Source organism: Candidatus Babeliales bacterium, assembly GCA_041660205.1.
Lineage (GTDB): Bacteria > Babelota > Babeliae > Babelales > Chromulinivoraceae > JACPFN01.
The window spans coordinates 30,945-54,512 of sequence record JBAZWT010000006.1 but is presented as its reverse complement, the minus strand read 5'-3'; the positions used below and the strand labels follow the sequence as shown (position 1 = coordinate 54,512).

The window sequence follows — 23,568 nt, the reverse complement described above, 5'->3', positions numbered from 1 at the left end:
AGCTATGGCTAGATCGGCAAAAAAAGGTCCTTTTGTGGACCCTTCAGTTATGAAAAAAGTCGAAAAAGTAAAAGAAAGTTCTAAGCGTGAAGTTATTAAAACTTGGTCGCGAAGAAGCACAATTTTACCAGAATTTGTTGGGCTGACATTTGCAGTACACAATGGCAAAAAATTTGTTGAAGTATTGGTAAGCGAAAACATGGTTGGGCATCATTTAGGTGAGTTTGCTCCAACTAGAACATTTAAAATGCATAGTGGACAACGTCAAACAAGTACGGTTTCAAAATCGTAATGGATGTTTTTCTTGAGTTGCTGCTGCATTTTGTTAAAATAATAGTATGATTAATAAATGGGTAAGACATGGATTTTAAAGCGTCGGCAAAATTTATCAAACGATCACCGTATAAATTGCGACCAATTGTAGATGTTATACGTGGAAAAAATGCTCAATATGCATTGGGCTGGTTAAAAGTATACGGACTTAAAAAATCGTTACCTGTAACAAAACTTCTTGAATCTGCTATTGCAAATGCGCGCAATCGGCAAGAAGATATCGCTCCTAAAGACTTAAGAATTGAAGAAGTTCGTGTCGATCAGGGGCCAGCTTATAAATATTTTAAACCGTCTGCAATGGGACGTTCTATGGTTTTGAGAAAAAGACTAAGCCATATCACGATTGTATTGAAGCGTATAGACGTTGAAAAACAATAAATAGATTGATTGAGAGGAAAACTTTATGGGTCAAAAGGTTAATCCGATAGGATTTCGTGTCGGAGTTTATAGAGACTGGGATGCTCAGTGGTTTCCAAGAAGTTCCGTAAAAGGATCTTACGCTAAAGAACTCCGTGATGATTTAATAATTAGAAAATATTTAGAAAAAAGTCTCAGTAAGGCTGAAGTAGCAAGAATTGAAATAAAAAAAACTGGCGGGGTCGTCAAAGTTATTGTTCATTCTGCTCGTCCCGGAATTGTTATCGGGAAAAAAGGTCAAGAAGTTGATGTTTTAAGAAAAAATTTAGCAAGCATGCTTCAAGTGAGTGGTGTTGATATTTCTGTTGAAGAAGTAAGAACTCCAGAGCTTGACGCTGTTTTAGTAGCAAAAAGTATAGCAAGTCAACTTGAACAACGTGCAAACTTTAAAAAGCTTATGAAAAAAGCTACGACATCTGCTATGAGAGCTGGTGCTCGAGGGATTAAAATTTGCTGTAAAGGTCGTTTGAACGGAGCTGAAATTGCTCGCGCTGAATGGTCAAGAGTTGGATCTGTACCTCTTCATACGCTTCGTGCTGATATTAGTTATGGATATGCTCGATCATATACCGTAATGGGAGTTATTGGGGTCAAAGTTTGGATCTGTGTTGGCGAATACCAAACAAAATAAAACAGAAAGAATAAGCCATGTTGATGCCAAAAAAAGTAAAATTTAGAAAATCACACCGTGGAAGAATGACCGGTATTTCTAAGGGAGCTCGTACAGTTGCGTTCGGAGAATTTGGTCTTGAAGCTGTTGAGCCAGTTTGGTTAACAGCCCAGCAAATTGAATCTGTGCGTGTTACCGTTGCTCGTAGAATAAAAAAGGTTGGAAAATTCTTTTTAAGAGTGTTTCCTGACAAACCTGTTAGTAAAAAACCAATTGAAACTCGTATGGGTAAAGGTAAAGGAAATCCAGAATTTTGGGTTGCTGTAGTAAAGCGTGGACGAGTTATTTGTGAACTTGGCGATGTAGATGAAGCAACAGCAAAAGAAATTTTTAGAATGGCTTCTTATAAACTTCCAATGAAAACAAAGTTTGTAAGAAAGGAAGTTTAATCATGCAAAAGAATATAAAAAACGAATTAAAACAAATGGCTGTAGAGCCATTAAAGATTCGAGCAGAAGAAATACGCAAAGAGATGTTTTTATTGAGAATGAAAAAGTTTTCAACTCCTGAAAAAAACACAGCTCTTGCAAGAAGTTTACGTAGAAGCTTAGCTTGTGCGTTAACATTCTTAAGACAAAAGGAATTACATGGCGACCAGTAATAAAAAGTTTTTGAGCGGAGTTGTAATCTCTGACAAAATGAATAAAACAATAGTTGTTTCTTATGAGCGAGCATTCAAACATGAGAAGTTTCAAAAAATTGTTAGAACTGTCAAAAATTACAAAGTACATGATCCAGAAGAAGTAGCAAAAATTGGAGATCGTGTAGAGTTTTTTGAAGGTGCTCCTAAGTCGAAAACAAAATATATGTATCTACACCGAGTTATTAGTTAAGGTAAACGCATGATACAAAAAGAATCCTTTTTAAAGGTTGCTGATAATTCTGGTGCTAAACTATTGAAATGTTTTCACTTGGTTGGAGGCACTCGCAAAAGATACGCATTTATTGGTGATATCGTGAAATGTTCTGTTAAGGTAGCAATACCACAAGGCATGGTCAAAAAAGGTGATATCGTCGATGTTATGATCGTTCGAACAAGAAAAGAACTTCGTCGTGCGGATGGAACTTACATACGTTTTAGTGAAAACGCTGGGGTTATCTTAAAAGACGGTAAAATGTTAGGAACTCGAATTTTCGGTCCTGTTGCTCGTGAAATTCGTGCAACTGGTCAAGCGAAAATTGTTTCTTCGGCTCCAGAAGTTTTGTAGGGAAAACAGATGAAAAATCAATTGAAAAAAAACGACAAAGTTCAGGTAGTTACTGGAAAAGATAAAGGAAAAGTAGGCGAAATTCTAGAACTTTGCAAAAAGTTTGGTAGAATTAAAGTTGAAGGCGTAAATATTGTTACCAAGCACGTAAAAGCTCGTCGTCAAGGCGATGTTGCTGGAATACAAAAACGCGAAGCCTTTATCAATGCATCTAACGTTATGCCCGTTGATGCAATGACAGGAAAACCGGTACGAGTTAATAAGATTAAACGGATTTCATAAAATATCCGCAAGGCCAGCAAAGGGAATTTAAAAGTGAATAGTCTCAAAAAAGCTCGATTAGAAGTCTTATACAATGAAAAGCTTGCTCTTGATTTACATAAAGAGTTAGGTTTGGGGAATGTAATGCAGACTCCTAAGATTTCAAAATCGTTTTGAACATTGGTGTTAAAGAAGCGGTTGCTGACAGTAAGATTTTGCAAAGTGTTCAAAAAATTTTGACGATGATTGCTGGTCAAGCTGCGGTCAAAACAATTGCGAAAAAATCTATTGCAGGTTTTAAAATTCGAGAAGGTATGCCTCTTGGAGTTATGGTAACTTTAAGAAGACAACGTATGTACGAATTTTTAGATAGATTGATTAATTTGTCGCTACCTATGGTGCGAGATTTTAGGGGCGTTTCTGCAAAATTTGATAATTCTGGAAATTATAACCTTGGTATTAAAGAATGGGTTATTTTTCCTGAAGTTGATTATGAAACATCAAGCAAAGTATTTGGTTTAAATATTTCAATTGAAACGACCACAAAAGATCCAAAACATGCATATGCATTATTGAAAAGTTTTGGTATGCCTTTTGTTCAAGAAAGTAAATAGGTAATATATGTCAAAAACGTCTGTCGTAGAACGCGATAAAAAACGAGACCGTCTCGTTGCAAAGTTCAAAGAAAAAAGAAGTGCGTTGAAAAAAATTGTGAGCAATACAAAGGTTTCTCTTGAAGAACGTTTGGCTGCTCAAGCAACGCTTACAGATCTTCCAAGAAATTCAAGTCCTGCTCGTTTGAAAAAACGTTGTTCACAAACAGGACGTCCTCGTGGATATATTGGATTTTTTGGTGTTTCTAGGATTGTTTTCAGAGAACTTGCTTCAAATGGGCTTTTGCCTGGTGTGAAAAAAGCAAGCTGGTAAATTTGGTTACGATAAGGGATTAATGTGTCAAAAGATGTAATTGCAGATTTTTTAACGATAGTTCGAAATGGCATTGTAAGGTCAAAGCATTCTGTTGAGACTAGCTATTCAAGACTTCGTTATGAAATTGCTCAAATCTTAAAAGAAGAAGGTTTTGTTTTAGATGTTTTAGTAGAAGAACAGCTAGAGCAAAAAAATATCAAAATTGTATTGAAGTATGTTGATGGCGAATCGGTGATTCATGAAATCACTCGTATCAGTAAGCCAAGTCGTCGTGTTTACACTGGCGTTGACAATGTCAAACCTGTTATTAGTGGTTTAGGCGTAAGCATTTTAACTACTAGCAAGGGTGTTATGACTGGTCAGGTTGCTAAGAAGCATCGTGTTGGCGGCGAATTAATTTGTACAATTTGGTAATAAAGGAAACTGTGTATGTCTAAAATTGGTAGAAAACCTATCAGCACTAAAGATGTTGCTGTAACAATAGATGGCCAAACTGTTTCTTACAAGGGAGCAAAAAAATCAGGGACATACTTGTTACCAGATTGTTTACGTGCGAAACTTGAAAATGATTTTCTTAAAATAGAGCTTACAAACCCTCTAGATAAAAAAAATAATAACTTTTGGGGACTTCATAGAGCTTTGCTTTCAAATGAATTAATGGGCTCAATAGATGAATTCGCTGAAAACGTTGTTATTGTTGGTTTAGGATATAAGGGCGAGCTAAAAGGAAATACTATTGTGTTTTCTTTGGGCTATAGCCATAAAATTGACTTTGAGTTGCCTGCAGACGTTGCAGTTGTAATTGACAAAACAGGTCAAAAAATAAATATTCGATCAACAAGTAAATTTTTGGTTGGAGACGTTGCTCAACGTATTTGTGCTTTAAGAAGACCTGAACCGTACAAAGGGACGGGTGTTCGTTTGCAAGATGAGATCATTCATAGAAAAACAGGAAAAAATTAACAAAGATTAATTAAAGATTGCAAAGGACATTTAGGTGAATATTAAGAAAATACAGCAAAAACGTCAACGCAGAGCAATGCGTGTGCGAAATGCTTTACGAGCAAAATCAGTACATCCAAGAGTATCTGTTTTCAGAAGTCATAATCATATTTATGCACAATTGATTGATGACAGCATGCAAAAAACAATCGTAGCTTCATCATCAGCTGTTTTAGCATTAAAAACTAAAACAGAAAAACTTGATAAAACGGCTATAGCAAAATCTGTGGGACTAGACCTTGCTCGCAAAGCATTAGAAGCAAACGTTAATGTTGCTTGCTTTGATCGAGGAAGCTATTTGTATCACGGTCGCGTCAAATCTTTGGCTGAAGGCCTTAGAGAAGGCGGATTGAAAATATAACATTTAAACGTTGGTATTAAATTATGATAAAAAAACAGATCCAGGAAGAAAAAGGCTCTTTTGAAAAAGCAGTGAGCGTGCGACGTGTTACCAAAGTTACTAAAGGTGGTAAACGTTTTGCGTTTTCAGCTTTTGTTGTATCGGGTGACCAACAAGGCAACGTGGGCATAGCAATTGGCAAAGGCAAAGATGTCTCTGCAGCTATTGCAAAAGCAACTGTAAGAGCAAATAAACAACGGATTACAATTCCGATGCGTAACACAACTGTTCCGTACAATGTTGAAGGTTATCACGGAGCATGTAAAGTAGTGATTCGAGCTGCCTCTAAAGGTACAGGAATTATTGCTGGTGGAGCGGTTCGTGCGGTAATGGAAGCTCTTGGTATTAAAGATATTTTGACTAAATCAATTGGTTCATCAAATAATATCAATGTGGTTAAAGCAACTTTGAATGCTTTATCAAAGCTTCGATCTGTAAAACATATTGCTAAATTAAGAGGCAAAACAGTACAGGAAATAACAGGAAAAAACAATGTTGCAGCTGAATAACTTAGTAAAATTAACAGAAAAAAGAAAACGTGTTGGACGCGGTGGTTGTCGCGGTGGAACTTCAGGAAAAGGTCATAAGGGCCAAAAAGCTCGCTCAGGCGGAAGTGTTTCTGCGCGCTTTGAAGGTGGACAAATGCCTTTGTCTCGTCGTTTACCAAAACGCGGATTTAGCAACCACATGTTTAAGCAAGAATTTGATTTGGTAACTCTTGAACAATTAAATCGTCTTTTTGAAGATGGACAAACAGTAACCAAACAAATGTTGCTTGAAGCAGGATGTGTCAAAAAAGGAATGTTAGTTAAAGTACTGGCGACTGGTGTTTTAGAAAAAAATATAACACTTGTTGTTGACGCATGTAGTCAAACCGCAAAAGAAGCTGTAGAGCGTGTAGGCGGTGCAGTTAAACTCGTTTAGGAGTAGTAAGAACGTGGTTTTATTAAAAAGTTTTCGAAATATTTTTCTAATTTCTGAGCTTCGTAAAAAGATAGCTTTTACGTTAGGTGTTTTAGTCGTTGCTCGTTTAGGAACATATATACCAGTAATTGGTGTTGACGTTCCAAAACTTTACGAATATATGCAGCAAAAATCAGGGATTGGTGGATTATTAAGTTATTTTGATATTTTTTCTGGTGGTGCATTAGCTCAATGTACAGTGTTTGCTTTGGGCATCGGGCCCTACATCACTGCTTCAATTATGATGCAAATATTGGGAATGACTCTTCCATCTTTAGAGCAATTGCTTAAAGATGGTGAATATGGTCGTAAAATTCTTAATCAATACACAAGATATTTGGCTTTAGGCTTAGCAGTTATGCAAAGCGCTGGGATGGCAACACTTCTTGAACATCAAGGATTGGTGCTTATACCTGGATGGTCGTTTCGAATTCTTTTTGTAATGACTTTGACCGCTGGAGCTATGATTGTTATGTGGTTTGGCGATCAAATATCACTTCATGGAATCGGAAATGGTAGCTCAGTGATTATTTTTGCTGGTATCGTTTCTACTTATCCAACTATGATTTTGAAATTAGTTCACCTGGTACAAGAAGGTAGTTTAAGTATTATACTGGCCCTCATGGTGCTTGTTGCATTTTTATTTATTACTGCAGCAATTATCTTTTTAGAAAAAGGTGAGCGAAAAATTCCTGTACAATATGCACGTAGAATTGTAGGAAATCGAGTATATAGCGGCCAAAGCAGCTACATACCATTTAAAATCAATAGCGCTAATATTATGCCTGTTATTTTTGCAGGAACTATTTTGAGATTTCCACTCGTAATTGGAAGTGCGTTATCCACGAAGTTTCCGATGGTTAATACAGTAATTCAAGCGTTTTATAGCGGACCGTTGTATCATGTTTCAGAATTTTTGTTAATCATTATGTTTTCATTTTTGTATACAGCGATTTTGGTTAATCCAACAGAGCTTGCTGAAAACATTAGAAAAAATGGTGGATTTGTTCCTGGGATGCGTCCTGGAAAACAAACGGCTCAATATTTTGAATATTTGTTGAATAGAATTGGACTTGTAGGTGCTATTTATCTTGGTACTCTGGCAATATTCCCAGCAATTTTACAAAAAGTTTTTGGAATTCCTTTTGAAATGGGTGGAACTTCAATGCTGATTGTTGTTGGTGTTGCTCTTGAGCTATCAAGTCAGGTTGAATCATATTTGATTGAACGTCGCTACGAAGGATTTTTGTCCAATGGAGGCAGAATGAAACGTGGGGGTGCTCGTTGATAAAAAACAAAATATTTTTGTTTTTTGGGCCACCTGGTTCTGGTAAAGGATCGCTTTCATCAATGTGCGTAGAGCATTTTGGATGGAAGCATATATCAACTGGTGATTTGTGCCGAGAACACATAAAACTTGGCACTGCAATTGGAAAGCAAATTAAAGCAGCGTCTGAACAAGGTAAATTTGTTTCAGATGAAATTGTTGCAGGTATGGTAGCAGATTGGATAATTGATCAAAAAGAAGTGTCGCAAGACTTTATCCTAGATGGTTATCCAAGAACGCGCAAACAGGCTGAAATGTTAGATTTGTTGATGCAAGAAAGATTGCAAAACTTCCAGTTGGTTTTAGTTAAATTGAATATAAACTCAGATCTTTTGGCTGATCGAATTGTAAATCGAGTGTCATGTTCAAATAAAGATTGTGGACAGATTTATTCAACATCTGCAGCTTCAAAGTCCAAACCAAAGGTATCAATGGTTTGTGATAAATGTGGCAGCAGCCTTGTAAGACGGTCAGACGATAGCTTAGAAGCATTGAAATTAAGATTACAAGCGTACTATCAACATGAACAGGAAGTTATTGATTTTTATATTGATAAAGGACTGAATATAGAAATGTTGAATGGTGATCAATCGGTACAAGATGTTTTTGAAGATTTTAAAATAGTGCTCCAAAAATATGATTATTAAAAGCAAACAAGCCCTAGAAAAGATGAGGACAGCGGGTAAATTACTCGCCGATATCTTTGAAAAAATTAATCCAATTATACAAGAAGGTGTATCAACTGCAGTCATTGATGCCTGGATTGAGGAAGAATTACTAAAGCGGCAGCTTGTTTCTCAGTCAAAAGGATATAAGGGGTATAAGCACGTAAGCTGTATTTCTGTTAATGATGTTGTGGTGCATGGTGTGCCTAGTGCGCAAGTTATTTTACAAAAAGGTGATCTTGTAAAAGTTGATGTGTGTGCTGCTTGGCAACTGTACTGTGCGGATATGGCTCGATGTTATATAGTTGGAAATGAGCAAGATGAACACAAAAACCATTTGATAGTTATTGCTCAGCAAGCTTTGGATAAAGGAATAGCACAGGCGGTTGTTGGAAAACGACTGTATGATATTTCTGCAGCTATCCAAGGGCATGTGGAGCATTATAAATATGGGGTTGTGCGAGATTTTGCAGGTCATGGAATTGGCAGACACATGCATGAAGAGCCTGATGTTCCTAATTTTGGAACTGCTGGTACAGGGATGCGATTGCAGGTTGGAATGACTTTTGCAATTGAGCCTATGATCACACAAGGTTCGTATGAAGTGTATGTTGATCGAGATGGCTGGACTGTTAAAACTAAGGATAAAACTTTGGCAGCACACGTAGAAGATACGATACTGATCGGAGAAAATGGTCCTGAAATTTTAACAAGACTGATTCAATAAGCGTTACAAAGATATAAGGTTGGTATGAAACAAAAAGATGATGTTGTCCGAATTGACGGGATTGTAAAAGAAACATTGCCGAACGCAATGTTTAAAGTTGAAGTAGAGGGAGGGCATATGATTTTAGGACATGTGTCTGGTAAAATGCGTATGAATTTTATTCGGATTTTACCTGGTGATAAGGTTGTTTTGGAGCTTTCTCCTTACGATTTAACTCGTGGAAGAATTGTACGTAGAAATAAATAGTTAAATTAATTTTTTTTTGAAAGAAAGCTGTTATAATGAAAGTAAGAACATCAGTAAAAGTAATGTGCGGTGATTGTCGAATTATTCGACGAGAACGAGTTGTAAGAGTAATTTGTAAAAAAAACCCGAAGCACAAACAACGTCAAGGATAAGGGTCGTTTATGGCAAGAATTTCTGGAGTTAATTTACCTCCTCGAAAAAGAATAGAATATGGGCTTACTTATGTCTATGGCATAGGATTAAAATCATCGCAAGAGATTTTAACAGCTCTCAGCATTAATTTTGATACAAGAGTAAAAGATCTTTCTGATCAAGAAGTCTTTTCAATTCAAAAAAAAGTTACCGACGAATATACCACTGAAGGTGATTTGCGTAAAGAAGTTCTTATGGCAATCAAAAGACTTCAGGAGATTGGTTCGTATCGTGGATTGCGACATAAAAAAGGTCTGCCAACACGTGGTCAGCGTACAAAAACAAATGCGAGAACAAGAAAAGGTCCTCGTAGAGCAGGTTCTGCAGTTGCAATGAAGAAAAAAGTAACAAAATAATAAGATCTGTTGATTAGGTAAGATAAACTATGGCGTTTAACAAAAAAGTAAAAAAAACGAAGCGACAATTGTCTGCGGCAGTAGCCCATGTTAAGTCTTCATTTAATAACACATTGGTAACAATTACAACACCTGAAGGTGATGTTGTTTTATCAAGTAGTGCGGGAAAATTAGGGTTTAAAGGGTCTCGTAAGGGAACTCCGTTTGCAGCTTCTCAAATAGCAAATGCTCTTTCTAAAGACATGCAAGGTATGGGTATAAAAACCGTAGAAATTAACTTGCAAGGTCCAGGAGCTGGTCGTGATTCAGTCGTTCGAGCATTCCAAAGTTCAGGATTACATGTCTCAGCATTGCGAGATGTAACTCCACTTCCTCATAATGGAACTCGTCCTCCTAAAAAACGTCGTGTATAAAAGATTAACTTACGAGAACTGGTTAGAATGATATGGTAAATAAACCGAATACAAGTACAAATTCAAGATCAAAAGATCAAAAGTCAACTGGCGCTGGTCAGCAAGGCGAAGTAAAAAAAAGTTTTAAACGTACTTCAGAGTACGGTCGTCAACTTCAAGAAAAGCAAAAAGTAAAACAAATGTATGGAATGCGTGAAAAACAATTCCGTCGTTTTTATCAGGAAGCTTCTAACATGGAAGGTGTTCCTGGGGAAAACTTGTTGAATTTACTAGAGCGTCGTTTGGACAATGTGGTGTATCGCTTGAAAATGGCAATTTCTTGCAGTCAAGCGCGCCAGATGGTAGTTCATGGACATGTCTTGGTTAACGGCATCAGAGTAACAAAGCCTTCATACTTCGTATCAATTGGTGATGTTGTAGGTCTACACTCTTCAGTTTTAAACAAAGCACAATTCTTGGAAACAGTGGTTGATAAGCGTATGAATATTGCTATCAAAGTTCCTGAGTGGTTAGAGCTTGTAAAGCAAAATAGAACTGGAAAAGTTTTACGCTATCCAACTAGAAATGACGTACAATTCCCTGTTGAAGAACACTTGATTGTTGCGTTGTATTCAAAATAAAAAAGCGAATTAGTTGTAATGAAACCGAGTTTGAATATGTCAGTTTTGATTAGGGAATAACATGTCGAAATCAACGTATAAGCCACTTACTATGCCAACATTAGGTTGGGAAAAAAAGTCAATGACTCAAGTCTTTGGGAAGTTAACTGCTCAACCATTAGAGTCTGGTTTTGGTATTACTTTGGGTAACGCACTACGTCGTTCATTGCTAGGGGCAATTGAAGGCTCTGCGGTGACTTCAGTAATTATCAAAGGTGTTAATAATGAATTTTCAACATTGCCTGGAATTGTTGAAGATATCATGCAAATTGTTTTGAACATTAAACAAATTGTGATCAAAAATAAAGAAAACAAACCAGGCACTATGAAATTGGTTCTTTCTGGTAGTGAAAAAGGCATAGCTACAGTTGCAGACATTGTTTGTGATGAGCACTTAGAGTTGATCAATAAAGATCTTGTTATAGCAACGCTTGCAAAAGATGGCGTGCTTGACATTGAATTTTTTGTTGAGTCAGGTCGAGGTTATCAATTGGCTCAGTGGCCTATTGGTACAGCTCTTGCGCAAGATGGTCGTATGTACCTTGATGCAATGTTTTCTCCTGTGAGCAATGTTGCTTTGTATGTTGAAAAGACTCGTGTTGGAAAAGATATCGATTACGATAAAATCACGCTTGAAATTACAACAAATGGTGCAGAAACTCCTGTTGATGTATTGAATTATGCTGTATCAGTTTTAAGAACGCAGCTTGAAAACTTCTTAGTTGATAAAGAAATTCCATTTAACGATATTTCATCTCAAGGCGAAGAAGAATCTTCTTTCCCAAGTGAAGAAATTGATGATAGTGGATTTAAAGATATTCCTGTTGAAGCTCTTTTCAAATCAATTGATGAGTTGGAATTATCAGCTCGTGCACACAATTGTTTAGCGAATGCTAACATTGCTCGTGTTCTTGATTTGGTGAATGTTTCTGAAGATGAAAGTCTAAGAATTAAAAACTTCGGAAGAAAATCTTTAGATGAAGTCAAAGACGTACTTAGATCATTAGGTTTACGTTTTGGTATGGATATCAAAGAAGAAGTTGCATTAAAAGCATTGAAACGAAAAACTGGAAATAAATAATCACCGTGCCCGGCATCGTGTTCTTGCTAGCTTTAGCTAAGTAGGAAACGAAATTTGGGTCATTGTATTTTGGTAAGGAAAAGGTCCCATGAGACATTTAAGTAGCAAAAAGAAATTGAATATGAAGTCTTCCTATCGGAAGGCTTACTTGAGAAATCAAGTAATTAATTTGATCAACTATGGCCACATTACGGTATCTCTTGCTGGTGCAAAAGAAATCCGTCGTTTAGCTGAAAAAATGGTAACTATAGCAGCAAAAGGCAATGATTTTAACTCTCGTCGCCGTGCACTGCAATTATTACCGTACAGCGAAGTAGCTCTTGTAAAATTGTTTACAGAAGTTGCGCCTCAGTATGTAACACGCCCAGGCGGTTACACAAGAATCTTACGCCTTGGCCGTCGCCCGAGCGATTCAGCTAATATGGCACGTTTGCAATGGGTTTAAATGCCCCAAGCAGATAATTTTGAAATAATAGTACAAATTCAACAAGCGCTCGACGAAATACAACCCTACATTGAGTCACATGGCGGGCGCGTTGAATTGGTAGGATTTAAAGATTCTATCGTTTACGTCAAATTTTACGGGACATGTGTACAATGTCCCCTTTCTTTTTATACCCTTACTTATGGCATTGAACGCCAACTAAAAGCTAAAATTTCATCTATTTCTCGCGTTGAAATTGTGGAAGAAGATTAGTTCATTTTTTAATAGTGGCTCTTAGTGCAGTACCTTAAAAAACCCTTTCTCAAACACCTCTACCCCTGTTGCAGGCCTACTAAGCCTATGCTATAACTAATAGTATGCCGTATTAAAAATTCTAGAAAATATTTAATGAAGTATCCCGAAAAAGGTCTGTAGTGATGGAACTGCATTAAAAAATGCATAAAAAGAGTACATATTTATACAAAACCTAATTAGGGGCTTTTTATAATGAAAAATAAATTAATGTTACTTGCTCTGTCTATAATGACGGTAGGTTCTGTAATGCCTTCAGTTAGCATGTTTAGGCCAACAGCTACATTGAGCCAATCAATGTCAAACGCTGTTAATTGTTTGGCGAACATGGTTAAAAACCAAATTTCAAATGGTACTTTGGTATACAAACCAGAAACCAAATCTTGGTGGATCAATGATAAAACGCAAGTTGCTGATGCTTATGTGCTTAACGCTCTTACTCCGCAACAAAAACGTGCAGCAGAACAAGAAGCTATTGCATGCTCTGTATGGTTAAAAAAATTTATGATCGAAGATGTTGAAGCTGTTACAGTTTCTAGTTCAATGAACAGTAATCAAAATTTTTCATTTGAAGCGAATTCAAATTCAAATACGACTCCAAATAATTTTTGGGCAAAAGTTTTTTATCCTCTCGTTGGTTTAATTACTGGTACAGCGACTGTTAATGCTATTGATTCTATGAATTCATCAACAAATGTAGCTCAAGAATTAGTTCCAGTTCGTGAATTCTCAAAAAATGATGTTGTAGGTCAAACTATATCTACTAATGTAGCGTCATTTGCTTCTAAGCAGACAGTAAGCTTTGCAGATGAAGTTAGAGCACTTGCTCTTTCAACAGGAACTAAGCTTCAAACTTTTGGTTCATCAGCTTGTAAAAATACTTTGGGCAAAGAACTTGGTTACTTTAAACACGATGGTAAGGTAGCTACAACTGCTGCCGTAGCAGCGGTTGCTGGTATTTCATACACAACATACAAAGCTTATAAAAATGGTTCTTTCTCAAAATTGAATCCTTTCCGTAAAGCTGCTGTAGTTGCGCAGGAAGCTCCAATTATTGAAAAAGTTGTTGCTCCAGTTGTAACTCCGGTTGTAACTCCGGTTGTAAAGCACAAGCGCCAATTTAATACACCAAAAATTTGGAATGCTAAAACTAGAACATACGTTGTAGCTTAGTAATTCGACGAAATTCAATATATACAATTAGGGATTTTATGAAAAATAAATTAATGTTAATCGGCTTGTCTATTATGACAACTGGTTCTGTAATACCATCAGTAGTACCTACTTTGGCTGCGCAACAATTTGTTGCATTAAGGGCAATGAGTTCTTCTCTTCCAAGGGCTATAGGACGTCCAAGAGTATTTGGTCCATATCCACTTAAATATCTTAAGTGTAATAAAGGTAAAAATCAGTGGATTGCGAGATCGGGAAAACATATTGTGTTTACTCCAGCGCAGTTAGAAAAGATATATCCTAGGGCTTTGGTGACTACATCGCATCTGCCATTTAAAGTACAAGCTGCTCAAGTTGCTCAAGCAAAAATTGCAAATGCTGCAGCTGGATCAGCAAATTCTGGCGTAATTATACCAGAATATATACGTTCAGTTAAACGCACAGGTGACAGTGCTGTAAGATTTTACGGTAACAAATATGGTTGGGAAAAAGCTTTCGCTAAAGTTTTTGCTCCACTTGTTACATTATTTGCAGGTACAGCGGCCGTTAATCATATTGCTAATTCTGAAGATTCATCAGCTTGCGCAGATCAAGAAGTAGTTGCTTCTGATCTTGAAACTCAAACTTCAGTAGCTCCAATAAATTCTAGATTTGGTTACTTTCCGCACGATGGTAAAGTAGCTACAACTGCTGCAGTAGCAGCGGTTGCTGGTCTTTCGTATGCAACATATAAAGCTTACAAAAATGGTTACTTTTCAAAATTGAATCCTTTTCGTAAAACTGCTTTAGTTGTTCAAGAAGCTACTCCAGTTGAGCAAGAAGTGAAGGCTGAACAAGTTCCGAATGTTCAAGCTCCAATACAAAATGTTCAAGTTCCGAAACAGGTAGCTGTAACTACTCAAGCTGCTAAAAATTTAAATGTAGTCGCAAAAAATAAGCGTCCAGTTGCTCCTCGTTTGTGTTCAAAGTGTCATGAAATACACTAACGCTCAGGATGATTATCGTTCAATGTAAAATTTGTAAAAAATGAAAGATTTTTATGTTTAAAAAATTAATGTTAATTCTTACCTTTAGTTCTGCTTTTGGAACAAATACGGTTAAGGCGCAATATAATGATTCAACGCCTATGGTTGCCGCTGCTGTAGTAGCAGGTGTTGTAATTGTTGGAGCTATATATTATTGGGCAACTCAAGAGCCTACTGATGTAAAAGCAAATCGTCTCATTGCTTATTATACTCCAATTATGGCTTCATGGAATTTTTCTACAAATGAGCAAGATCTTACTAAGTTAGCAATAAAAGTTTGTGAATATAATTCACTTTATCCAGTATCTGATGCAATTCAACAATTAAGTAGTGCGTCATATTTTTTGCGTCATCAATATGTGGTGCCATGTGACCCAATCTTGATCGATAAAATGGTACAGTTGCATAATGAATTGTTTAATTCTGTAGCATATCTTCAAGAAAAAAGAATTCGCCAAGAAATAGAACTCCAAAAACGTCTTGTTTGGGCAGCAGAAAATGCAGCTCGAGCAGCAAGGGATCAAGCAGATACAGCGAAGCAACAAGCAAAAGGTCAAAAAAGATAAGATAGATTTTACAATTTAGTATTTAAAAAAATATAGGACGATGAGAAGATAATTCTTATTCGTCCTCATTTTTTTATTAGGTTTTATGAACTAATTTTTATAAGGCCTATCTCTCGATACATTTTGCTAAAGCAAAACACTCGAGACGAACGGCGTTTTTATGAATTATTCTTTTTCGTCGTTCGCCCCGAGTGAAATCGCTTGCGATTTTGTATCGAGGGGTATCTGTTTTTTAAAGTATTTTTATCCCTGATGCACCACAGATATCATGCTGCCTGATCGTTTTTTCTCAACCATAAACTGAACAGGGAACTGTTCTTTCATTTCTGGCAAGTGAGATACGATAATAATTTTTGCAAAGTCATCTTGAATTTTATGAATGTTATCCATGATCAGTTGCAGGCCTTCTTCATCTTGCGAACCAAATCCTTCATCGATAAAAATAGTTTGAAGTGTCGTGCCAGCTCGACGTGCAAGCAACTTTGAAATACCGATACGGAGTGCAAAATCGATACGAAAAGCTTCTCCTCCTGAAAAAAGTTCATAATCTCGCAAACCAAATTGATCCGAAATTTTAATATCAAGCGTTTCGCGAGAGCCACCTTTTTTCAAATCTCGCAAAGATTCAATAAAGATTTGCGTTTGATTATTGGTTAAACGAGCAAGAACTTGATTTGTTTCATGTTCAATTTCTGGAATCGCTTGTTCAATTAAAAGCGCTTGTATTCCATCTTTGCCCAAGGCTTTTGCAATTTCTTGGTAATCCATCATTTCCTGTTGGACCAATTTGATATGTTTGACCAGTTCGAGTAGCTCTTTGTCTAAAGCAATCTGTTTTTGTTGCTTTTGTTCCAATGATCCCTTTTCGATTAAAAAAGTTCGGTGTTGATGGTCAAGCAGTGATTTGTTTTGTTCAAGCTCGTACTCTTGCTGTGAAATTTCTGCTTTTTGCAGGTCAAGCTGTTGATATGTTTTTAACGTTTCTTCTAGCAGTTCAATCTGATCTGTAATCGCTTGAGCTCGTTTAAACAATTCAAAAAGTTGTGCTTTTTTTTCAGTTTGAAGAGTAATTTTATCGCTGTCTACGCTGTTTGATTCTAAGTCTTTTCTAATCAAAAGAAGTTTTTGTTCGATATTTTTATGTTCAATTGGGTTGTAGGATAATTTTTTTCCTTCATCTTCAATTGATTGCAGCTTTTTTTGAAACGTTACAATATCTGATCCTTGTAGCGCTTGCTGGCGTTTTTCGTAAAGCTTATCGAGCAAGTTTTTTGTTTGAGCGCATTGAGCAGCAAGATCATGTTCTTCTTTTTCAAGTTCTTGAACTTTTTTTTCTTGGTCTAGTTTTTGTGAAACTAATTTTTCATGTTGCTTAGTTTGCTGCGTTGCTTGCGTTGAAAGATTCATGATGAGTTCATGTTGTTTTTTAAGATCTTGAAGTTGAACGTGTTGCTTTGAAAGCTCAGCTTTTAAGGTCGTTGCTTGCTGCTTTAAATCAATCAATAAAGTTTGAGTTTGTGATGATTCGATTACTAATTTTTCCTGCAGTGCGTGCTGAAGTTGTGGCGTAAGACTTTGATCGCACAAAGGACACGTTGGACAGTCCAGAGATGATTTTTTTTCAAGGTCTTGTGTGATTTTTGTTACATGTTGTTTGAGATACGTACCTTGTGCGCACAGGCTTTGGTACAACGATTTGTTTTGTTCAAAAAGCTCTTCAGTTGCTCGGTAATGTGCTATTTCAGATTGATTGCGCTCAATGGTTTGCTGTAAGTGGTTATGCTCAACCTCAAAGCGCTGAAGTTCTGTTGTAAGATTTTTAACGTGAGCCTGCTCTATAGATTTTTGGCGTAAGGTTTGTCTGAGGCCTTCGTCTTGCTTGCTAGCAAGAAGGCGGAGATCTTGCTCAGTCTTTTCAAATTCTTTTTCTGTTGTGCTTATCAAATTAGTTAATTTTTCTTTAAGAGAAAGATACTCTTCTTTGAGCATTAATTTTGTTTGAAATGATTGTTGAAATGCGCAAAGACCTTCTTGTAGAAGATGTGCTTCTTGCTCTAGGCCTTTACGGTCAGTTGATCTCATAAGGCTTTGTTGAGCCTTGTGCCATGGCTCTGCAAGGTGGTCGATCTCTGTTTTTGTTGCGTGCAAATTTTGAGCTAAACTATTTTTTTGCGATCGGAACAATTCTACTTCTTTGATTTTTTGCAGAACTATTTGTTTTTTTTCAACAAGTACTGACATTGAACTTTCAATCTGCTTCTTTTTAAGATCAATTTCTAGAAGGTTGTTTGTTACGATTTGATAGAGCTCTGCAACAGGTGCTAAAGTTTGAAGCTCAAGGTCAATTCGTTGTTGGATACTGCATTTTCCTGCATATTCTTGATGTAGTTTTTTAGCATACAAAAGGGCAATTCTTTTTTGATCGTCAAACTTTTGAAGCTGCAAAATTTGTGCCAAAATATCTTTTCGCTCTTTAGGCGATTTTTTTGAAAACTCATTTGATTGGCCTTGGCGCAAAAATGTTGAGTTCGTAAAAGATTCATACGTAATGCCAATAGTTCGTTCTATTTTTTCTTGCGTATCTTTAATCGTTTTATCGGTAAGCGCAATTAATTTTCCATCAGGTTGTTTGATACCAAAATCGAGTGATGCAAAAGGTTTTGATTTGGTTTGTAGATATTCACGGCGTACGCGGTAGAGTTGTCCATTCACTTCAAATTCTAAAATAACCATCATATGGTTTTGACCAAGATGCAAAAGGCCAGCATCAGCTTTACTGTTGCCAGAAGATTTTCTTGCTTGACCCCAGATTGCCCATGTTATTGCTTCAAGAAGTGCAGATTTGCCATGGCCATTTTTTCCTGTTAAACAGATAAGGTGATAGTTAGAAAAATCAACAATTTGAAGTTCTGGTCCATAGCTTAAGAAATTTTTGAGTTGAAGTTGGTGTGGGATCATAAGAGTTTTCAGTAAAAAAGAGGCATAGTTTTTGCCCTGTGATTATGATACGCTTGAACTAATTTTTGCAACATCAAAAGTATAGTCAAAAAAATAGCCAAAGTATAATATGTAACAAGATGTGTAACAATGAATTATGCAAAATAATTTTTTTTAAAGAGTAAAAGATTAGTGAAAAACAATAGTAATTCCATAGAAATTAATTCGCCTGAATTCAAAACAAATCGACCGATTGGTGTTCATGTTCGATTACAGCAAGGATTACTTGACGTAGTTAGTACCGTAGAGCGTTTGAATGTATCGGTAGCTCAAAGTTTTTTACTTACCGAATCTGGTAAGTATGCATCATTTTCTCATAAAATTGTTCGTGAATTTATGAAACAAAAAGAACGTTTAAATTTCTTATATTATGTTCATGCAGCTTACTGGTCCAGCCTAGTTCAAGTGGGCAGTAAGGAATTTATATCGCTTTGTAAAGAAGCTGAAATTGCTTACAATTTGCATAGTGATGGCATCGTGATTCATGTCGGAGCTACTCGAGCTCGCTTAGAAAAAAAAGAACAGGTTTTATATGTAGCAGAAGCCGTTAATGAATTGATGCATCAGGTGCCCGACATTAATTTACTGCTTGAAAATAGTCCACACGCTGGACGTAATTTTGGTGGCGACATAACCGATTTTGGTTTACTTCTTGATCATGTCGAAAATAAAGAACGTGTACAATTTTGTATCGACACTGCTCACGCATTTGTATTTGGTTATGATGTAGTCAGTGAATATAAACGAGAAGATTTTTTTAAATTGCTGCAAGATGTTTTCGGCAGTAAACAAATTGCTTTACTTCATGTTAATGATACATCTGAGCTGTGTGGATCTTACATAGATAAACATGGAATTCCTGGCGACGGAGTGATGGGGCAGAAAAGTTTAGCATGGTTTATTCGTCATGAAATATGTAAAGATGTTCCCATAATTATGGAATTGCCATCCTCATGCGGCGAGGGCCAAGATGCTGAAATTATAAAACGAGTGAGGTCTTGGGATATATAAAATCTTGAAATAAAAAAAGGAGCAAGGGTATGTTGAAAGTAGCTATAAATGGTTTTGGAAGAATTGGTCGATCTTTTTTAAGAGCTTATCTTGAAGATGAGCACGCACAAGCTCATATGCAAATAGTTGCTATTAATGTCGGTCCAGCAAAAAAAGAATGGGTCGCTCATTTATTTAAGCACGATTCTTTTATGGGCACATTTCCAAAACAAGTTTCGTATCAAGACGGCATGTTAACATTTCAAAATTTTCAAATTCCGTTACTTTCTCAGCTTGATCCTTCTGACATTGATTGGGCTGCTCTGCGAGTGGATTGGGTTGTTGATGCATCTGGAAAATTTACTGATCGAAAAGATGCAGAAAAACATTTAAAATCTGGAGCAAAGCACGTCATTATTACAGCCCTTGCTCAAAAGCCAGATGTAACGATAGTGCTTGGCGTTAACGATGGAATTTATGAAGAAGAAAAACATAAAATCGTTTCGCTAGCAAGCTGCACGGCCAATGCATTATTTCCTATCGTTAAAGTCTTGAATGAAAAGTTTGCGGTTCAGTCTGTGATAACCAACGTGATTCATTCTTACACCAATCGACAAGTTTTAATGGATGTTGAATCGAGTGATTTACGCCGGTCGCGTGCTGCGGCTCTTAACATTATTCCTATTGAACTTACTGAACCATGTCATATGCATGATATTTATCCAAAATATACAGGTCCGATCATGGGGCAAAGCACTCGAGTTCCTGTGGCAAAAGTTTCGCTCTTGGATGTTGCATTTACTTCAAACAAACCTATGACCATTGAAGCAATCAATGATGCGTTTGAAAAAGTGCGTGATGGCAACATGCAAGGAATTTTAGACACTTCAACTGAGCCACTTGTGTCTATGGATTATATGAATAGTCCTTTCTCTGTAACGATTGATCAGTCTTTAACGTCAGTTTCAGGCGGTATGGGAAAAGTGTTTGGATGGTTTGATAATGAGTCTGGATACAGCCATCGCATTAAAGATTTTTTATTAAAACATGGATAAACAATTTCTTCACTTCACAATAATTGAAAAATGCACTATTATTTAATGTGCTTACTTTAACGTTAGCACTGTTGGGGGCCCATAGCTCAGTTGGTTAGAGCAGTCGGCTCATAACCGAAAGGTCTCAGGTTCGAGTCCTGGTGGGCCCACCAAAAAGTATCAAAATTTCTCTTGAAAACTTTCTGTATTCTTCGGTGAAGGAAAATATGAATAATCAAAAGTTTCAAAGTTTTATCGATCTCGTAACCTTCGATCAAAATTTTACTGAGTTAGAAAAAAAATCAAAAATTGTTGAAACAACAATTCAAAATTTGAATAATCAACTTACAACGCTTCAAAAACAACTTGAACATAATTCTTCAAAAAAACGAGATGTGAAAAAGCAACTCGATGCTCAAGAATTACAAGTTAAAGATTTGCAAGACAAAGAAAAACATCAGCTGGAAGTTGTTGAGTCTGTAGCTTCAACTAAAGAACTTGAAGCCGCTAGCAAAGAGTTAGAATATCTTAAAATTGAGCGTAATGCCCAAGAGCAAAAAATGATTCAGCATATCAATAAGCTGGAAACTGCTGAGAAAGAATATGCTTCTTTGCAGATCAAATCCGAGTCAGATATTGCTGAAATTAACGCTCAAATTAATACAGAAAAAGCAGCGCTTAGTGATGTTTCACGGCAAATCGAAAATATACAAAAAGAACGCAGCACGCTACTTAGCCAGGTACCTGCAGAATGGGTTGACGTGTATGAAAACATGCGTGGTCGTGTAAAAGATCCAGTTGTTCAAGTTACCCAAGACTCTTGTGGCGCTTGTTTTTCTTTAATTTCATCAAGAGATTTGCAAGCTTTACGCCAGCATGAATTATTGCAGTGTAAAGATTGTTATCGTTTTTTATATTGCGAAGAAAAGAAATAATTATTAGTGTTGGATTTATGAATAATAAACAACTGACTTTTTTCTCACAAGAATCTGAGTTTGTAAATCCTGCAGCTTGTGAGTCTTTGAAGCCTAAAGCATGGAAAATGCATATCGATGGTGCATCGCGCAACAATCCTGGACCTTCTGGTGCAGGATTTTGTTTGACCCGTTTGGATGAAACGGTATGCGAGCAAGGATTTTTCTTAGGAAAATGCACCAATAATCAAGCCGAGTATTTAGCTTTACTCGTCGGACTGCATTTTGTTCATGAATTTGTGGATAAAAATGAGCATCTAACGATTTATTCTGATTCTCAATTATTAGTGCGTCAAATGAATAAAATGTATAAAATTCGTGATCCATTGCTGAAAAAAATGCAGCTTCTTGTCGATGAAATGTTACGAGGATATTCCGTAATTTTTTGCCATGTTTATCGAGAGTACAATGTCCGTGCAGATTTGCTGGCAAATCGAGGAATTGATAAAAAAGTTCCTTTACCAAAACGATTTCTTGATATATTAAGTCAACATGAAATTTTTTAAAGCGACTGATATTAATCGTTTTAAAATAATCAATTTTTATTTGGAGATCGCAGTGAGTAAGAAAATAATGAGCATTGTTTGTGATGCCATAGCTAAACGTATAGCCATAACAATGTTGTTATTTTTTACAACAGCTCAAGCATTTGATGTAAAAGTACTACTTCAAAAAAATAGCATAGAAGATCTTAAATTTAGCCCCATTGAATTATCGTGCAATCAAGGATTCATTTTATCTGAGCATATTGCTCTTTCGCTTGGCTATGAATGCAAGTCTCATAATTTGACGATTACAAGTCAGGGCGGCGTTCTTCTTTTAAACGGAAAATCGATAACTCAAAAATTACTGTATATTTCACCAATGCTTTCAACTGCTCACCACATGGCGCTCAAATCGTATGTGTCATGTTGGCTTGAAACGTATCGACAAGACCTTGATGTGTTTGCAGAGCCATTGTACTCGTTGTTTGATGAAATAGTAGCTAAAAATGGATCATTAAAGCCTGATAGCTATGATGTCCTAGATCTATATGCAAAAGAAGTCGTGCATGTTTTTTTACAAGATTTTTTGCAAACTATTGATGGTAATCATTCAATTGAACTGCCAAAATTATCTGAATATGCGCAGCAATTTTTTCAAGAAAAAGCGAAAATCTTTTTTTTAGAAAGTTTGGCAGAAAAGCAATTAACGCAGCAAGATAGAAAAAAATTAGAAAAAGATAAAAAATATCGTTATGACTTTTTCTTAACGGAGCTGCATGCGGTACTACAAAAGCTACTCTATGAATTTGTTCCTGCTTTACCTCGTAAAATTTTACAACAGTTTTTGAAAGAAAATGTAGGCCAAATAACTTTCGCAGGAAATAGCTATTTAGGTTCATTTGCAATTTTCCAAGAAAAGCAGACTTTTTATTTGATCAATAGTTTAGACATTGATGATTATCTTTGGTCTGTGTTGTTTTACGAAGGCAGTCAGACCTGGCCTCATGAAATGAATAAAGTTTTTGCCATTGCAAGCAGAACGTATTTGATCTATCACGTGCTTCAAGCCCAAAAAGTTAATAGACCGTACCACATTGGAAATGATAATAGGCATCAAACATACAAGGGTCATTTTAATAGTAAGAAATTAAAACAAGCAATTGAGGAAACAAAAGATTTATTTGTTTCGTATGATGGAAAACCGGCACTAACACAATATGATATTTGCTGTGGTGGAGTTGTTCCTGGAGATATTGATGATCCAAACCATAAGCGAGTTTCTTATCTTGCTCGAAAATATCCGTGCACATTCTGTAGAGATTATAAATGTTTCAATTGGCATAATGATTTTTCATATGATCAAGTATTAAAACGAATTCAAAAAGAGTTCCCTAGGGTTACAAAAATTGTTGATATAACGGTTCAGAAAAAAGATCGAGCTGGACTTGTAAAAACTATAGTGATTTCTACAAACGTAAAAAAAATAACAATCACAGAAAAAAAATGGAAATCAATGTTTCCAGAAATGAAAAGTTATTGCTTTGATATTCATCACGCAAACAAACGATATACGATTAAAGGTCGAGGTTTTGGGCACCATAAAGGCTTATGCCAGTGGGGTGCTTGTAGTCTGGTAAAAAATGAGCAATGGAGTTTTGAACAAGTTTTGCAATTTTATTATCCAGGTACTAAGTTGATGAAATTAGCGTATCAAAGGTAAGACCAAAGGTAAGGAAAC

The 23,568-nt window shown here is 36.3% G+C and carries 34 protein-coding genes, 1 tRNA gene and 1 pseudogene; 35 read left to right on the top strand and 1 reads right to left on the bottom strand.

The features are described from left to right. Positions 1-4 precede the first annotated feature (4 nt). The 29 genes and pseudogenes from rpsS (at position 5) to WC747_03015 (ending at position 15,350) form a co-directional block, all read left to right on the top strand. Positions 5-292 carry a 30S ribosomal protein S19 gene (gene rpsS / locus WC747_03155; protein MFA5998986.1) on the top strand — a complete coding sequence of 96 codons (288 nt, stop codon included), beginning with the start codon at positions 5-7 and terminating at the stop codon, positions 290-292. Between the two features lie 68 nt (positions 293-360). Next, positions 361-711 carry a 50S ribosomal protein L22 gene (gene rplV / locus WC747_03150; protein MFA5998985.1) on the top strand — a complete coding sequence of 117 codons (351 nt, stop codon included), beginning with the start codon at positions 361-363 and terminating at the stop codon, positions 709-711. Positions 712-736: 25 nt separating this feature from the next. Next, positions 737-1,381: a 30S ribosomal protein S3 gene (rpsC, locus tag WC747_03145; protein MFA5998984.1), complete on the top strand. Its 645-nt coding sequence runs from the start codon at positions 737-739 to the stop codon at positions 1,379-1,381. Between the two features lie 17 nt (positions 1,382-1,398). After that, positions 1,399-1,809, top strand: a complete 411-nt coding sequence (gene rplP, locus WC747_03140; protein MFA5998983.1) for a 50S ribosomal protein L16 — start codon at positions 1,399-1,401, stop codon at positions 1,807-1,809. A 2-nt stretch (positions 1,810-1,811) separates the two neighbouring features. Continuing rightward, a complete protein-coding gene (rpmC, locus tag WC747_03135) occupies positions 1,812-2,021 on the top strand; it encodes a 50S ribosomal protein L29 (GenBank protein MFA5998982.1) in 210 nt (69 codons plus the stop codon). Continuing rightward, positions 2,008-2,253 carry a 30S ribosomal protein S17 gene (gene rpsQ / locus WC747_03130; protein MFA5998981.1) on the top strand — a complete coding sequence of 82 codons (246 nt, stop codon included), beginning with the start codon at positions 2,008-2,010 and terminating at the stop codon, positions 2,251-2,253. The genes rpmC and rpsQ overlap by 14 nt, the downstream gene beginning before the upstream one ends. Before the next feature lie 9 nt (positions 2,254-2,262). Next, positions 2,263-2,628: a 50S ribosomal protein L14 gene (gene rplN, locus WC747_03125; GenBank protein MFA5998980.1), complete on the top strand. Its 366-nt coding sequence runs from the start codon at positions 2,263-2,265 to the stop codon at positions 2,626-2,628. Positions 2,629-2,637: 9 nt separating this feature from the next. Next, positions 2,638-2,910 carry a 50S ribosomal protein L24 gene (gene rplX, locus WC747_03120; GenBank protein MFA5998979.1) on the top strand — a complete coding sequence of 91 codons (273 nt, stop codon included), beginning with the start codon at positions 2,638-2,640 and terminating at the stop codon, positions 2,908-2,910. A 123-nt stretch (positions 2,911-3,033) separates the two neighbouring features. Beyond that, positions 3,034-3,503 (top strand): annotated as a pseudogene (rplE, locus tag WC747_03115) (50S ribosomal protein L5). Positions 3,504-3,510: 7 nt separating this feature from the next. After that, positions 3,511-3,816, top strand: coding sequence for a 30S ribosomal protein S14 (rpsN, locus tag WC747_03110; GenBank protein MFA5998978.1), 306 nt, complete (start codon positions 3,511-3,513; stop codon positions 3,814-3,816). A 24-nt stretch (positions 3,817-3,840) separates the two neighbouring features. Then, positions 3,841-4,233, top strand: a complete 393-nt coding sequence (gene rpsH / locus WC747_03105; GenBank protein MFA5998977.1) for a 30S ribosomal protein S8 — start codon at positions 3,841-3,843, stop codon at positions 4,231-4,233. 15 nt (positions 4,234-4,248) lie between these two features. Continuing rightward, positions 4,249-4,782 carry a 50S ribosomal protein L6 gene (gene rplF, locus WC747_03100; GenBank protein MFA5998976.1) on the top strand — a complete coding sequence of 178 codons (534 nt, stop codon included), beginning with the start codon at positions 4,249-4,251 and terminating at the stop codon, positions 4,780-4,782. Positions 4,783-4,816: 34 nt separating this feature from the next. Continuing rightward, positions 4,817-5,182 carry a 50S ribosomal protein L18 gene (gene rplR, locus WC747_03095; protein MFA5998975.1) on the top strand — a complete coding sequence of 122 codons (366 nt, stop codon included), beginning with the start codon at positions 4,817-4,819 and terminating at the stop codon, positions 5,180-5,182. A 23-nt stretch (positions 5,183-5,205) separates the two neighbouring features. Then, positions 5,206-5,730: a 30S ribosomal protein S5 gene (gene rpsE, locus WC747_03090; protein ID MFA5998974.1), complete on the top strand. Its 525-nt coding sequence runs from the start codon at positions 5,206-5,208 to the stop codon at positions 5,728-5,730. Beyond that, a complete protein-coding gene (gene rplO / locus WC747_03085; GenBank protein MFA5998973.1) occupies positions 5,717-6,145 on the top strand; it encodes a 50S ribosomal protein L15 in 429 nt (142 codons plus the stop codon). Before rpsE ends, rplO begins: the two co-directional genes overlap by 14 nt. 13 nt (positions 6,146-6,158) lie before the next feature. Next, positions 6,159-7,472 (top strand): preprotein translocase subunit SecY, encoded by a 1,314-nt coding sequence (gene secY / locus WC747_03080; protein ID MFA5998972.1) that lies wholly within the window; start codon positions 6,159-6,161, stop codon positions 7,470-7,472. Beyond that, positions 7,469-8,158, top strand: coding sequence for a nucleoside monophosphate kinase (locus tag WC747_03075; GenBank protein ID MFA5998971.1), 690 nt, complete (start codon positions 7,469-7,471; stop codon positions 8,156-8,158). The genes secY and WC747_03075 overlap by 4 nt, the downstream gene beginning before the upstream one ends. Further along, positions 8,148-8,903, top strand: coding sequence for a type I methionyl aminopeptidase (gene map, locus WC747_03070; protein MFA5998970.1), 756 nt, complete (start codon positions 8,148-8,150; stop codon positions 8,901-8,903). The genes WC747_03075 and map overlap by 11 nt, the downstream gene beginning before the upstream one ends. A gap of 24 nt (positions 8,904-8,927) precedes the next feature. Further along, the gene (gene infA / locus WC747_03065; GenBank protein ID MFA5998969.1) at positions 8,928-9,149 is read left to right on the top strand and encodes a translation initiation factor IF-1; all 222 of its coding nucleotides are present in this window, start codon (positions 8,928-8,930) and stop codon (positions 9,147-9,149) included. Positions 9,150-9,184: 35 nt separating this feature from the next. Further along, positions 9,185-9,301: a 50S ribosomal protein L36 gene (gene rpmJ, locus WC747_03060; GenBank protein MFA5998968.1), complete on the top strand. Its 117-nt coding sequence runs from the start codon at positions 9,185-9,187 to the stop codon at positions 9,299-9,301. Between the two features lie 9 nt (positions 9,302-9,310). After that, positions 9,311-9,697 carry a 30S ribosomal protein S13 gene (gene rpsM / locus WC747_03055; protein ID MFA5998967.1) on the top strand — a complete coding sequence of 129 codons (387 nt, stop codon included), beginning with the start codon at positions 9,311-9,313 and terminating at the stop codon, positions 9,695-9,697. 29 nt (positions 9,698-9,726) lie between these two features. Further along, positions 9,727-10,110, top strand: coding sequence for a 30S ribosomal protein S11 (gene rpsK / locus WC747_03050; GenBank protein MFA5998966.1), 384 nt, complete (start codon positions 9,727-9,729; stop codon positions 10,108-10,110). 32 nt (positions 10,111-10,142) lie between these two features. Beyond that, positions 10,143-10,730, top strand: a complete 588-nt coding sequence (rpsD, locus tag WC747_03045; GenBank protein MFA5998965.1) for a 30S ribosomal protein S4 — start codon at positions 10,143-10,145, stop codon at positions 10,728-10,730. 61 nt (positions 10,731-10,791) lie between these two features. Next, a complete protein-coding gene (locus tag WC747_03040) occupies positions 10,792-11,850 on the top strand; it encodes a DNA-directed RNA polymerase subunit alpha (protein ID MFA5998964.1) in 1,059 nt (352 codons plus the stop codon). An 88-nt stretch (positions 11,851-11,938) separates the two neighbouring features. Continuing rightward, the gene (gene rplQ, locus WC747_03035) at positions 11,939-12,295 is read left to right on the top strand and encodes a 50S ribosomal protein L17 (protein MFA5998963.1); all 357 of its coding nucleotides are present in this window, start codon (positions 11,939-11,941) and stop codon (positions 12,293-12,295) included. Beyond that, positions 12,296-12,547, top strand: a complete 252-nt coding sequence (locus WC747_03030) for a NifU family protein (protein MFA5998962.1) — start codon at positions 12,296-12,298, stop codon at positions 12,545-12,547. 234 nt (positions 12,548-12,781) lie between these two features. After that, complete coding sequence (locus tag WC747_03025) at positions 12,782-13,759, top strand: hypothetical protein (GenBank protein MFA5998961.1); 978 nt, start codon at positions 12,782-12,784, stop codon at positions 13,757-13,759. Positions 13,760-13,797: 38 nt separating this feature from the next. Continuing rightward, positions 13,798-14,745: a hypothetical protein gene (locus WC747_03020; protein MFA5998960.1), complete on the top strand. Its 948-nt coding sequence runs from the start codon at positions 13,798-13,800 to the stop codon at positions 14,743-14,745. A 53-nt stretch (positions 14,746-14,798) separates the two neighbouring features. Then, positions 14,799-15,350 (top strand): hypothetical protein, encoded by a 552-nt coding sequence (locus WC747_03015; protein MFA5998959.1) that lies wholly within the window; start codon positions 14,799-14,801, stop codon positions 15,348-15,350. Between the two features lie 243 nt (positions 15,351-15,593). On the opposite strand, the gene WC747_03010 is transcribed toward WC747_03015, so the two are convergent. Further along, positions 15,594-18,308 (bottom strand): SMC family ATPase, encoded by a 2,715-nt coding sequence (locus WC747_03010; GenBank protein MFA5998958.1) that lies wholly within the window; start codon positions 18,306-18,308, stop codon positions 15,594-15,596. 171 nt (positions 18,309-18,479) lie between these two features. Between WC747_03010 and WC747_03005 the strand changes: the two genes are divergently transcribed. The 6 genes from WC747_03005 to WC747_02980 all read left to right on the top strand — a co-directional run bounded on the left by WC747_03005 (position 18,480) and on the right by WC747_02980 (position 23,550). After that, positions 18,480-19,358: a TIM barrel protein gene (locus WC747_03005; GenBank protein ID MFA5998957.1), complete on the top strand. Its 879-nt coding sequence runs from the start codon at positions 18,480-18,482 to the stop codon at positions 19,356-19,358. A gap of 29 nt (positions 19,359-19,387) precedes the next feature. Further along, entirely contained in the window at positions 19,388-20,392 is a 1,005-nt protein-coding gene (locus WC747_03000) for a glyceraldehyde 3-phosphate dehydrogenase NAD-binding domain-containing protein (protein ID MFA5998956.1), read from the top strand. 75 nt (positions 20,393-20,467) lie between these two features. Further along, a tRNA-Ile gene (locus WC747_02995) sits at positions 20,468-20,544 on the top strand. 54 nt (positions 20,545-20,598) lie between these two features. Next, a complete protein-coding gene (locus tag WC747_02990; protein ID MFA5998955.1) occupies positions 20,599-21,306 on the top strand; it encodes a hypothetical protein in 708 nt (235 codons plus the stop codon). Positions 21,307-21,323: 17 nt separating this feature from the next. Beyond that, complete coding sequence (locus tag WC747_02985) at positions 21,324-21,851, top strand: ribonuclease HI family protein (GenBank protein ID MFA5998954.1); 528 nt, start codon at positions 21,324-21,326, stop codon at positions 21,849-21,851. A 52-nt stretch (positions 21,852-21,903) separates the two neighbouring features. After that, complete coding sequence (locus WC747_02980) at positions 21,904-23,550, top strand: SpoIID/LytB domain-containing protein (GenBank protein MFA5998953.1); 1,647 nt, start codon at positions 21,904-21,906, stop codon at positions 23,548-23,550. The last annotated feature ends 18 nt before the right edge of the window (positions 23,551-23,568 follow it).